The organism is Candidatus Bathyarchaeia archaeon (assembly GCA_041447175.1).
In the GTDB taxonomy this organism is placed as follows: Archaea; Thermoproteota; Bathyarchaeia; order Bathyarchaeales; family Bathycorpusculaceae; genus JADGNF01.
The window spans coordinates 933529-945189 of the sequence record CP166960.1 but is presented as its reverse complement, the minus strand read 5'-3'; the positions used below and the strand labels follow the sequence as shown (position 1 = coordinate 945189).

Annotated in this window: 11 protein-coding genes; 3 read left to right on the top strand and 8 right to left on the bottom strand. The window is 47.0% G+C overall.

What is annotated here, in order from left to right:
* The first annotated feature begins 172 nt into the window (after positions 1 to 172).
* Positions 173 to 433 (top strand): hypothetical protein, encoded by a 261-nt coding sequence (locus ACBZ72_04995; protein XES78232.1) that lies wholly within the window; start codon positions 173 to 175, stop codon positions 431 to 433.
* Between the two features lie 18 nt (positions 434 to 451).
* Here the strand turns inward: ACBZ72_04995 and ACBZ72_04990 are convergent, their stop codons facing one another.
* A complete protein-coding gene (locus ACBZ72_04990) occupies positions 452 to 748 on the bottom strand; it encodes a hypothetical protein (protein XES78231.1) in 297 nt (98 codons plus the stop codon).
* A gap of 358 nt (positions 749 to 1106) precedes the next feature.
* Between ACBZ72_04990 and rbr the strand changes: the two genes are divergently transcribed.
* On the top strand, positions 1107 to 1679 hold the full coding sequence (gene rbr, locus ACBZ72_04985; GenBank protein XES78230.1) for a rubrerythrin: 573 nt from the start codon (positions 1107 to 1109) through the stop codon (positions 1677 to 1679).
* 12 nt (positions 1680 to 1691) lie between these two features.
* Here rbr and ACBZ72_04980 read toward each other — a convergent pair whose 3' ends face one another.
* Both ACBZ72_04980 and ACBZ72_04975 read right to left on the bottom strand, forming a co-directional pair.
* On the bottom strand, positions 1692 to 2879 hold the full coding sequence (locus ACBZ72_04980) for a hypothetical protein (protein ID XES78229.1): 1188 nt from the start codon (positions 2877 to 2879) through the stop codon (positions 1692 to 1694).
* Between the two features lie 104 nt (positions 2880 to 2983).
* A complete protein-coding gene (locus ACBZ72_04975; GenBank protein XES78228.1) occupies positions 2984 to 3433 on the bottom strand; it encodes a YbhB/YbcL family Raf kinase inhibitor-like protein in 450 nt (149 codons plus the stop codon).
* A 174-nt stretch (positions 3434 to 3607) separates the two neighbouring features.
* On the opposite strand from ACBZ72_04975, the gene ACBZ72_04970 reads away from it, so the two are divergent.
* Positions 3608 to 4417, top strand: a complete 810-nt coding sequence (locus tag ACBZ72_04970) for a hypothetical protein (protein ID XES78227.1) — start codon at positions 3608 to 3610, stop codon at positions 4415 to 4417.
* A gap of 72 nt (positions 4418 to 4489) precedes the next feature.
* On the opposite strand, the gene ACBZ72_04965 is transcribed toward ACBZ72_04970, so the two are convergent.
* The 5 genes from ACBZ72_04965 to ACBZ72_04945 all read right to left on the bottom strand — a co-directional run bounded on the left by ACBZ72_04965 (position 4490) and on the right by ACBZ72_04945 (position 11636).
* The gene (locus tag ACBZ72_04965) at positions 4490 to 6208 is read right to left on the bottom strand and encodes a Vps62-related protein (protein XES78226.1); all 1719 of its coding nucleotides are present in this window, start codon (positions 6206 to 6208) and stop codon (positions 4490 to 4492) included.
* Between the two features lie 85 nt (positions 6209 to 6293).
* Entirely contained in the window at positions 6294 to 9323 is a 3030-nt protein-coding gene (locus tag ACBZ72_04960) for a hypothetical protein (protein ID XES78225.1), read from the bottom strand.
* Between the two features lie 89 nt (positions 9324 to 9412).
* Positions 9413 to 9958 carry a hypothetical protein gene (locus ACBZ72_04955; protein ID XES78224.1) on the bottom strand — a complete coding sequence of 182 codons (546 nt, stop codon included), beginning with the start codon at positions 9956 to 9958 and terminating at the stop codon, positions 9413 to 9415.
* A 202-nt stretch (positions 9959 to 10160) separates the two neighbouring features.
* Positions 10161 to 10760: a FumA C-terminus/TtdB family hydratase beta subunit gene (locus tag ACBZ72_04950; GenBank protein ID XES78223.1), complete on the bottom strand. Its 600-nt coding sequence runs from the start codon at positions 10758 to 10760 to the stop codon at positions 10161 to 10163.
* Positions 10761 to 11636 carry a fumarate hydratase gene (locus ACBZ72_04945; protein XES78222.1) on the bottom strand — a complete coding sequence of 292 codons (876 nt, stop codon included), beginning with the start codon at positions 11634 to 11636 and terminating at the stop codon, positions 10761 to 10763.
* Positions 11637 to 11661: the final 25 nt, after the last annotated feature.

The window sequence follows — 11661 nt, the reverse complement described above, 5'->3', positions numbered from 1 at the left end:
GAATTATTTCAATTACAGTAATGTTACTTTTCACGCAACAAAACCTTTAACTATATTTAACTTGAAATTATCCCCTGCTGGAACAGCTTCACAAACTCATGTGACAGCATTCCAGCTTATAACTCCCCCGACATGGTGTACTCCACCTTAAAGAAATGGCGGCTCAAAACATATGTCTGAACACGTATACTCCGGAAGCAAACAGACTGCACCCACAGGGTTGCCCGTAATAAAATGCGAATGCGGACAAAAAATCCTGTTAGTTCCAGACCCCAAAATTATGGGTCAATGTATAGACGCTCATGTTGCCTTTCACCGGCAGAAAATTGCGGACCAAAAAAAAGCGCAGGTGGAGGCAGACCGAATTCGAGACTTTCTGGTTTCTCAAGTTCTTAAGAAAGCCTCTGAACAGCAAACAAAAAGGAACCGTTGAGGATAATTTATAGGTAGGTTATCGTGAAGTTTGGGTCCGGCAAGTGTGTTGTAATACTTGTTTTGTTAATGACAACCGTATCGTGATTGCGGTTTGGTGTTCTTTTATTGGGTTGGCTTTAAGCTCCTCCTTGTGTTTGAGTACATGCTTTTCGATAGCCTCATGCATAACTCTCAAAGTTGGAACCATCAAAATCTTCTCACCACATACTGGACACACAACATACCCTTTACTGTTATACTGGCTATTCGGGTCTTCAATCACCCGCTTAAAAATGTCCCTAAGCGTTTCATCATCAAACACATGACTCATCATTGTTTACTCCATCTAACACTCTAACACTCAACAGTAGTATATCTTCAGAATTAACGTTTTAAATATTCATGTTATGCTCGTATAGCCAAAAAACGTATTTATGGCATCTTAACACTTCCACCTTCACGGCATGTTTAGTTAAACCTTGCACTTCAAGCCAACACTTAGCCAGACCTTTGCATTTTTTATGTAAATAATGTCCATAACTGTCACTCCGCAGGGGCTGTTTTTTTAGGTAAACAGCTACATCTCAAGTATTTGTGTTGGACAACACGCTAAAAACATCATCAGCTCCACTGCATTAGCAAGAATTGTTTTTATTTTTCAATGTACAATGCACTGTAGGAGTAAACTGTTTATGGAGTTAAAAGGTAGTCAAACTGAAAAAAATCTCCTAGCCGCTTTTGCTGGGGAATCCCAAGCACGTAACCGTTACACCTTCTTTGCTAGCGTTGCCAAAAAAGAAGGCTTTGAACAAATAGCCGCCATATTCCAAGAAACCGCTGACAACGAAAAAGAACACGCTGAACTCTTTTTCAAACACCTCAAAGGAGGCACCGTAGAAATCACAGCGGCTTACCCTGCAGGCGTCATTGGAACAACTGCGGAAAACCTAAAGGCTGCAGCAGACGGCGAAAAACTTGAATGGACCGCTCTGTACCCGAATTTCGGGAACGTTGCCGAAAAAGAAGGTTTTGCCGAAATCGCCAACACCTTCAGGCAGGTTAGCAAAGTGGAAGCGTATCATGAACGCCGATACCTCAAACTACTCGAAAACGTGACTCAACAGAAAGTTTTCACGAAAGATACACCAATCAAATGGAAGTGCCGAAATTGCGGCCACGTTTACGAAGGCAACCAAGCACCCGACGCTTGCCCTGTTTGTAGTCACCCGCAAAGCTACTTTGAGGTTTGGACCGAACCTTACTAACCCCTTTTTTGGTTATCCTTCGCTTATTGTTTGGTTCCAAAAGTACAGTTTTTCGTAGCGGTTTTCAAACTCGTTTGCATAGCTTTGGCTGTCGTAGATGATGTCCAAGTTTGAGCCGTAATGATTTATCAGAATTTCTGTGTCGCTCCAAACTTTAGTCGCCAGTTCATCGGCGTTCCAGACTCCCCAAATGTTGTCACTTGGACCGCGGAAGCCAAACCCATAGTTTTCAGGCAGAACATAGGCGACCTTGCCTTGGTTTACTCCATGGTTTTGCGGGTTACTTTGCACATAGTTCCAAAAGTTCTCTACCGCCTCAAAATGCTCCTCCGTCAAAATCCCAAACTGGCTGGCGTTGGGGTAGTTGAAAATCACGGCGTATTTTGCCCCTGCCTCATAAGCTAAAGTTAAATCCTCATATAATTGCTGTCCCGATTCAATGTAGGGTTCCTCGTCATACATCCAGGTTACAATTACTCCCCAATCTTTGTCCTGCGCTGCCGCTGCTCCCCGGCAAAGCGAGATGGGTATTTGCCGACTGTGATTCCACACAAACTCTGCAAAAACCGCCTCATACCCTGCTTGGTAGTCAAACCAGTAAAGCCCATAGTCTGAGGTGAAGATTTTTGGGTACAGCCTTTCGCTGAGAAGGTCTAAGTGTACTCCCAATATGTTCACAAACAAATCTGCTGCGTCATCATAGTTTTTTACTGTGGGGTCAAAGGCGTTTGGGTCCAGGAACCGGTCGGGTTTGCCGTTGAAGGTGGCGTTGTCTAATTCTTTGCCGCCGGGTTCATCAATTCGGTAAACGCCTAAGAATTTTTCGCCGTAGGTGGCTTGGGCGTTGTTTGTCCATTCTCTGAGGTTGTAGTCGTATTTTGTTGTGTCCGTGTAGAAGACTATGAAGCTGAGGTTTGCTTGGTTTATGTATGCGCATGATTCGTCCAGAAGAGTTTGGTTGAGGGCAACTTCTGGGATGCCTATAACGAACAGGTTCGTGTAGTTCTGGACTTTGTCAACTAATGCTTTGAGGTCGCTGAGGATTATGTTGGGGTCGTTGAGGTTGTGGCTGTAGGCAAATTCCACTCCCACATAAAACGGTTCGCCCTCTTGGGTGCTCACGGGGTCAAGCGCCAAGAATGTTGAGAGAGCAAAAATTGCGATAAGCACTATGGCTGGTGCTGCTCTTCTCAGATTCAACAGGTTCTCAACTCAGCTGCCTCAAGTGCTCTTAATGTGTCTTTTTTTAGGCTAAGAATGTTTCTGAAACCTGCCGCGTTAACAGCCTACCCTCAGAAATGCAGTTACCTTTTTCGGCGGTATAACCCGATAAGCTCTCCTTGCGCCAGAATGTGCCCTTGCATTGCTCTTTCTATGTCTCTTTTTCGGGTTGCTTTGGGGTTTAGTTCAAGTTTGGTGTCCAGCGCGTAGACTTTAAAGAAGTACCTGTGAGTACCTGAAGGCGGACTCATACCTGCATACGCCTGTTCACCCGCGCTGTTTAGCCCCTGAACGCCTGGTACGCAATTTTCTTCAATGTTTCCATTCGTGGAGATGTTCCAAACAACCCAGTGGTCGTAGGTGCCACTTGGAGCATCCGGGTCATCCATGATGAGTACAAGCGTTTTTGCTTCTGCAGGAATGCCCTCCACGGTTAGTGGTGGATTCACTTCTTGACCGTCGCAACTGCTGTATTTGCTGGGTATGTTTGTGTTGTTTTCGAATGCAGGACTTTTTACCACTAAATTAGCCACAACTGTTTCCTCCTAGAAACCTCAGTTTTTACTTTTGCGTGGACACAAAAAAAGGTTTAGTTATACATCGTGTCTTTTCAGTCAAACTAAGCGTCATCGTGCAGCTCCCCAAAGCTGGGGCTCCGCGAACACCTATTAACAAGAATAACTACAAGTATTAACGAGGAAGCACCGATGTGCGGCATTTTTGGCTTTGTACTGCGAAATCCTTTACCTATCGAAAAGGTTTTTCAAATCCTCAAAAAACTCGAAACCAGCAAAGAACCCGACGAAGATGACCCTCTTGGAGGCTACGGCGCAGGCATAGCTGTTATGCTTCCCGACGGCGACATAATAGCCGAGAAAGTGGGCAAAACCGTGGATTCCCCCGCTGCACAGCTTGAAGAAATTGTCAAGAACAAAGTAATAATGAATGCTAAGCTAACGGAGGCTTCAGTTTTGTTGGGTCACGTCCGGTTCCCTACCCCTGAGAACTTTGGCTCCGTCAAGTTTCGTGAGGCAGCGCAGCCGTATATTGGGCATTTTGAGTCCGAGTTGACGGTTGTTTCGGTTCATAATGGGAAAGTGGAAAACTACAAAGAGCTCAAAGATAAACTTGGGAAGCACGTTTTTGAGAGCGAAAAAGTCGGTTTTATCGATTCTGAAGTGCTTCCGCATTATTTTGGAGAAATACTTAACGAAACCGACGACTCCAATGCTGCGGCTTACGAGCTTATGTCGACGCTTAAAGGGGAAGGAAATTTTGCTGCGTTATTGCAGGTTGATGAAGAGAACGCTTTTTTGCATTTAATCTACAAAGGCAAAGCGGAAGGGTTAATTGTTTGGGCTAATGATAAGGGCGAAGTTATTTTCTGTTCCCGACCTGACCCTGTAGAAGATGAGCTTAAAGAACTGTTGGCCGTAGGAAGATTCCGTCAGAAAGTGAATATTCGCCGAACGGAAAATGCAGGGCTCAAGCTGTCTTTTGCAGCCATCTTGGAATAGCTTATTAAGAAAAAGAAATTGGACGTTTGGGAAAGCTGCCTAAGTTTTGTTCTTAGGTTTTTCCCTGTTGGTTCACGCTATTGGCTGGTGTTTTTTGAATTCTGGCGCTGTGTACATTATTATTCCGCCTACCAGCCGTAGAATCGCTGCGACGATGAAAAGGTATGCACCAGCACCAAGACCCCAAGTTACGGTTGTGTTTCCGATAACGGGCATCAATGCGTTGTCTACACCCTGTATTGGGCTGCCTGCAATCGTGTAAAGCATGTCGGAGACCTGCGTAGGCATGCTTTGCCCCGGAAAGAGTCCATAGGCAAAGGGCAAAAAGGAAGGTAGCTGCGAGATGAACAGGAGAATAATTATTATCGGAAGCAACGTGGTTACGGTTCCGCTTAGGAATTTTTTGCCCATGCTTCTGCCGCTCTTTACGCCTATTACGTCTAATGCTAATAGGAGCGCGCCTACCCCGAATATTATTGCGAAGGGGATTTGAAGTGAGAAGAGGTTCGTGTATCCAGATACTGCCTCCGAAGTCATGCCTGTAACAAACATGTTCACGACAACCCCATTGACGCCGTCCATTGTCATTAAGGTGACGCCGCCGTTTTGTGCTAATGCCCCCGTTTCCGACTGGGCGGTAATGGAGTACCACGGCAGAAATAGAGCAACCAAAGTCACAAGAATTGCAATAACGCCAAGGATTAACCCTATGCCGCCTCGTCCCTTCAAGAAAGCGCCTGTTCGTAAGCCTCCGTTTTTGTGCATTTTTATGATGCCCCAGCTTTTCCAAGCGGTTCTTGCGGCGAAATAAACCAGAAATAGCAACAGAAAGTTAGCGACTAACCACGCTAAGGTGAAGTAGGAACCATCCACAGAAAAAGTTGATGCCATGTACATGGCGGGCTGAGCCCATCTGATGCCGTCTTGATTATAAACTGGACCATAGGGGCCAACTTTACCTAAAACTACTTCTTCATCTGTACCCCAATACCCCCAGCGTCCTGAAAAATCAAGCCAACTCTGCTCTTCTGGGTGATTTCCGGGTTCCCCAAGCATTATAAGTGATAAGTCCTCTGGCGAGATGGTTTTTCCGTCGTTTCCAACAACATCATTTTCTACGCCTATTTTGCCCTGATATGAACGGAAGTAGTTGGCGTGGGAGCCTTCGGCAACGTAAATTACTGGGTGATTTTGAAGTTTCTCTACGTCGTTCCAGACTGCGTTTTCTCCGTTGCCATGCTGTGACAGCAAGACATCCGTTGGGTTAGCTGATGAATCCAGAAAGACTTGAATGACTTCCCAGTCGCCTTGGTGGTCATTTAGGTGACCATTGTTGTATGCATAAAAGAGCCAGTATTGAATGACCGTGGCGCCGCCTTCGTTGACTACGTGCACGTACGCGGTGTATCTAAGGCTGGAAGCTTTACTGGCGTAGTCCGCGGCTATGTTCTCAAATGTCGACAGGGTATTATCAAGAAACATGTTTGGTTGTGCGTAAGTGCCTAATGTTCCAGGTTTTGGAGAGGCATCAATAATGGAGGAATCTCCAAAGTTGCGTTCTTTAAGAACTGAGTTGCTTATGAAATAGTCGACCGTTGTTGGATGGAATTTTTCGTTTGCTGTGAAATGAAGAACCGGCGCATATTTGTCCGCCAATTCTTCATCGGACTGAGCCAACGCAAAAGGCTGAACCGCCAACGCTGCAAAAAAGGCGGCTAACATAATAACGGTGCAAAAAGCAACTTTTACTCTTCTAGCTGATTTCTTTGAGGGTTTTCTTGCTGAAATCATTTTTCTCTTAACACTCATCCAGTGCTATCTGGTTATTTGGTTCAATTAAAAAGCTTATTGGGAAACCAAAAAAGACACAGCGGCATTAATGACCAAAAGGCACACCTGTTTCCGTGCTTTTTTCTTTACCCGCCGCCTTCAGTAGCTTAACAGTGATGAACCCAACTGCCACAACTGAAAACGCTACCGCCAAAAGCACTAAAATTGTTGGAAAACTCAACAAGACCTGCATCATTGTTACCGGCTGCTTTGATGCATCACCTGATACCGTAGTTGATGCGCCTAGATAAGTTGCTTTGGCGTTGAATGTTCCAACAGGAATCCGTAAGACAGTAACAACCCCCTCGTTGGAAGTAACCGCTTTAATTACGGTCTGATTTGCCAGCGTCATTGACACTTCTGCACCTGAAACAGGAAAGCCAAAAGAGTCTTCCACGGTCAAGGTAGCATCGTAAACTTGGCATTGAACCACTTCGCTGATTGCGGCGTTAGCTACGTAGCTTAACTGTTGGGCGGGTTTAACTTCTACGTTTTGCCAGATAACGCTGTTGATTTGAAATTGTGTTCCTTCGTTAAGCCACAAACCATTCCGTGGTGATTCAATGACTGTGGTATCTGTTTCTACCTCAAACTTTAACGGTGTAATTGCGTCTTTGTTCTGGTCTGTGAACTGAAATGAAACGGGGTACTGGATTACAGACAATATGGTAATGGTTTCTGGCTTAGATAGAGTCACTTGAACGGTAAATGTCCCGCTCTGCGCCGACTGAATGGTTATGGGCGTTTCTTGCCCGATTGTGTAGCCAACTGCGTTTAGTCTTGAGGTCAGTTTTTCATTCCATAAATAGTCAAAAGTTAACGTGACAGTAGTTTGGGCGTCGTACCATCCAGCATCGCCATTTATGGGCGGCGAGCTAACTGAGTTAACCGAACCTGACGATGTTAACAGTTGGTATTGGCTGACTATGGTGGCTGAAAGTGTTTGCGCAGAAAAAAGCGGCATATCAATCACGGTAACAGGACCTGCAGACGACACCACTGTGGATAAGCCGTTGACGCTGTATGCTGAAACTCTTTGTCCAATGCCTTCTGAACGGTTGCTTACTCCGTGGATGGTTAACTCAATTAGGGTGGCTTCATCATACCAGTAGTTGTCTCCGCTGATGGTTGGCGGCGTTAGAGAAACCAATGCAGCAGCTATGGCGTCATCTATGCTGATTTGGTATTGTTTGACTGAGTGCAGTTCAAGTTGGTGAGCTGTGTTCATGAGGATTGGGATGGTTGCGGTTTGCAGCGTCGGCTCCACCGCGACAGAAACATCATTGTCAAGGCTGTATGATGTGACTCGGTAGCCTGTTCCTGCCGTCCTACCAAAGACACCCGAGGCTTTAACATGTGCCGTTTCACCGCTGTCATACCACTGGGTGTCCGTTTGGGTTACGCCACTGGTTAAGAGCGCATACTGATGGCGGTAAACAAAACTTTGAGTGCCTGCCGTTAGCACGCGGCTAGTATTTTGTTGTGTTAACCACCTCTCAGAACTGCCTGCGTAAAGAAGGTTAGAAACAGAAATTTCTGAATCCTTCAGCACCCACACCGTCTGCGGGTTTACGCTTAAGCTCAAAGTCTTAAACTGGGTGGCTTGCTGCTCCGAAGCGGTCAAAGGTGCTGTTTCGTAGTTGAGTGTGGGGTTTGGTGAGCTTCCGCCTCCTTCCACCGCGTAGTTCACGGTTTGTGCAACCACGTTGTAGTAGTAAAGCGTCAGGTTGAAGCCTGTTATTTCTGAGGCGTCTGCGTTAAGTACCCATTTTTCTTGAGTTGACGAACCCGTGGAGAGCCCGTTAACGGTTAAGTTGGTTTCGGGGTCAGCCATGACTGTTAAGGATCCATTTGAAGCGTAGGCTACTTTTTGCATTCCGTTCTGAAGGTAGCTGACTTCAAACCGGTTTTGCTCTTCCAACGGGGTGGATTGGTCAGCGTTGACCAAAGTGACTGTGTTTGTTGTGAGTGTGGCGTGGGAGGCGGCGAAATTTGTGGTTAAGGGGGTGCCTAATCCTGTGACAAGATCATATCCAGCCGATGCAGTGTAGGCTCCATTTGATCCTGAGGTGACGTCGCGAAAGTAGGTTGCGTTGTCGACGGATTTTGCTTGTTGATAGAGGTTCGTGTTTGAGGCAGACTGGTTAAGGGCGTAAATGGCCGCCCACTGGGGAGCTCCCGCGCTTGTTCCTCCAATTCGATACCAGTTACCACCATTATAAACAGAATACCCTGTGGTTGGGTCTGCGTGATAGGCTACATCGGGAACTTGACGTTTGAAACCGCCTAATCCAAATGTTGCTTGGTAACCGGGTATTGCTTCGTAGGCGCTTAAACCTCCGCCGCTTTTGCTCCACGCAGTTTCTGACACAAACAAGCCCTCGGCATTAAGGTTGAGGGTGGTTCCTCCGACGGCAACCACGTTGCTAGAGCTGGAGGGCCACAGAACGCCTGCGCCGTCGTCTCCTGAAGCGGCAAAAAATACTGCACCATACGTGCTGGTTAAGTGTTCATTGAAGAGGGCTTGTCTTGAGAACTCTTCGTCGCCCCAACTCATAGATATGGAAACTACGTCGGGGCGGTTTCTGGCGTAGTCTATGGCTTCTAGCATGTCGCTTAATTTGGGCGAGGGCGCTTCAACCAGCAAGATTTTAGCTTGTGGCGCTATAGCTCTTGCCCATTCCACGTCCAAGGCGGTCTCAGATGCCCAGCCGCTGTCAGTCCCAGTATGTGCGGACATTTTGTGAATTTCAAAATTTTCAGAGGTGGGTTGGGGCAGGTTGTATCTTTGACAAAACACAGTCAGGTCCGATTGTATGGTTGGCGCGTCATAGGCAACAATTATGGCTATGGTCGTTCCTTCCCCGCCGTCGGAGGGCAAATGGTACGCAGCTCGGACCTCCTCGGGTGCATAACCTGAAGATGCATCCGCGGCGGGCTCAACAAAATGCAGCGGACGCGCAACCCACTGTTCTTCACCAGAAAAATCTGCGTTTGCTACTGCTGACGCATTGCTCCCCAGAAGCAAACACAACGCCACAAATATACCAATAACCACAAAGCGGAACCTGTTCACGTGTCCCTTTTTCCCTCACGCAAAAATCGGCATATATGCTATATTAATATTGTTCAGAACAGATTTATTGAACCATAAAGTTTAGCGGCTCAGTCTTTGGTGTACTTCGCGAGCGTTCCCTTCTCTTTATCCGTCAGTTCTTCAAATGCTGCTTTTGGGGATTGACTGCGTAGTTGGGCATCTTCCAGCATCACTTTGGCTTGTTCCCGCTTCTGATGCACTGCCCTCATGATGGCTGCAAGGGGCTTGTCAAAAATTAAGGCAAGGTCTTCGTAGCTGTAGCCTTCGTGGGTGGGGCTGGGTTTGTTTCGGGGAAAAAGCTCCTTAGCCTGCACCTCTTCATGTGATGGTTTTTTGTTTTCTTCGGTTGGGGGTTTGCTGCCGAAATAGAAAAGCGCCGCCACAAGCTTAAGCGTGTCAGTCATGGTTTTGCTGCACATGCTCACGGGATACAGGGCAATGAGGTTAAGAAAATAGGACTCGGCATAAGGAGCTACTTGGAGGTGGGCTTCGCGTTTGAGTCTTTGGTTGAAGTGGTTCATTTTTTCTACGATTTGCTCGGCGTTTAAGTCGCCTAAGACTGCTTCTTTTTCGGGAAGTTTTACGCCGCGAAGCTCCAACTCGTAAAGGCTCACAGTGAATTCTCCGCCCAGATTAACTTATAGTCAGTGGAGTAGTCAGTATGTTTCTAAAACTTTCGGGTGAAACTGAACCTTAGGCATGCGAAAAACCAGAAAACATGCTTTCTCTGCCTTTTTCTGCTGTTCAAAGATGCCGCTTAACCCCTCTTGATGCTCAGCTTCTAAATTTGGCGGCTCAAAAACGAAGGTTAACCGTTTAAAGCCCAAACTGTTCATAAATCCGCTGCAGGTTTGCCTCCACCTTCGCCGAGTTCTCAGCAAACAGGTTGTTTCCATGCGAATCAATGGCAACCACCAACGGACCAAACTCAACAGCCTCCAAGACCCACATCGCTTCTGGCATGCCCAAATCCAGCCACTCCACACCCAAAACACGCTTAATTGCCTGCGCCGCTAAAACCGCCGCACCACCCGTAAAGGCGCAATAAACAGCCCCCACCTTTTCCATAGCCCTGGTTGTGCGTTTGCCCATGCCACCTTTGCCCACAATAATCCGCGGCTTAAACGCCTCCAAAAACTGGTCTTCATAAACGTCCATACGCGTACTGGTGGTTGGACCCGCCGCAACCGCAACCCAACTTTCGTCTTCTTTGCGCATGACTGGACCGCAATGAAACACGGCCGAACCCTCAAGGTTAACGGGCAACGCCTGCCCCTTCTGTGCCCATTCTAATGCTCTTCGGTGAGCTTGGTCACGTGCCGTAACCATAATCCCTGAAACATAAACAACATCGTTCACCCTGAGCTTTCGTACGTCAGCTTCTGAAAGGGGCAAAGAAAAATGGTAAACACTCAACTAAACCGTATCCTCCATGCAGTGATTCAAGTACACTACCTCGCCGTCAGCGTTGATTCGCGCCGAAGCACGCCGACACGCCCAACAGCTAAAAACAACTGCAACAGGATACGACGCAGGATGCCTAAATGCCCAATCTACATGTACACCCAAAACCGATGTGTCACCACCTAAACCCATAGGGCCAACACCAGTCATGTTTGCCGCTTCCAAAAGCTCCCGCTCCAAACCCGCAATTTCAACATCTCCATTTGGTTTGTTTAGCGGTCTAAGCAGAGCTTTCTTGGCTAAAGCAACTGCGACATCTGCGCCGCCACCGACGCCAACACCCAGAATCGTTGGTGGACAAGGCATTGCGCCTGCTTTAACAACGGCATCAACCACAAACCGCTTAAGCCCACGTACCCCTTCACCGGCAGAAAGCATCCCAACAGCTGAAACGTTTTCAGAGCCACCCCCCTTAACCAAAACCGTTAACTCCAACTCTTCCCCCGGCACGATTTCCCAATGCACCACTGGCACAAAGCGCCCCGTGTTATCGTCGCTATTTTTTCCTGTGAAAGGGTTTATGGCGTTTGGGCGAAGCGGAATTTCCTGTGTTGCACGTTTTGCTGCCGAATTTAACGTCTTTTCAAGTTTGTCTATGTTTGGAAAATCTGCACCTGCTTTGACGTAGAATGTCAAGGTTCCTGTATCTTGACAAATTGGCTTCTCTTGGGCTTCAGCCAAAGCGATGTTGTCTAAGAGTGCGTTTAGCTGAGTTCTGGCAATGGCACTGCTTTCATTTGCGTACGCATTAGTTAATGCCTCTTTGACGTCCACCGGTAAGTAGATAACTGCTTGTCTTATGAGGTTAAACGCAACCTCTTCCAACATGACCGCCGTCCTTTGAGTGTTATTC

What these genes read in the sequence shown, in the direction of transcription:
- ACBZ72_04995 (XES78232.1), top strand. Translation starts at nt 173, where the DNA reads ATGTCTGAACACGTATACTCCGGAAGCAAACAGACTGCACCCACAGGG.
- ACBZ72_04990 (XES78231.1), bottom strand. Translation starts at nt 748, where the DNA reads ATGATGAGTCATGTGTTTGATGATGAAACGCTTAGGGACATTTTTAAG.
- rbr (XES78230.1), top strand. Translation starts at nt 1,107, where the DNA reads ATGGAGTTAAAAGGTAGTCAAACTGAAAAAAATCTCCTAGCCGCTTTT.
- ACBZ72_04970 (XES78227.1), top strand. Translation starts at nt 3,608, where the DNA reads ATGTGCGGCATTTTTGGCTTTGTACTGCGAAATCCTTTACCTATCGAA.
- ACBZ72_04965 (XES78226.1), bottom strand. Translation starts at nt 6,208, where the DNA reads ATGATTTCAGCAAGAAAACCCTCAAAGAAATCAGCTAGAAGAGTAAAA.
- ACBZ72_04945 (XES78222.1), bottom strand. Translation starts at nt 11,636, where the DNA reads ATGTTGGAAGAGGTTGCGTTTAACCTCATAAGACAAGCAGTTATCTAC.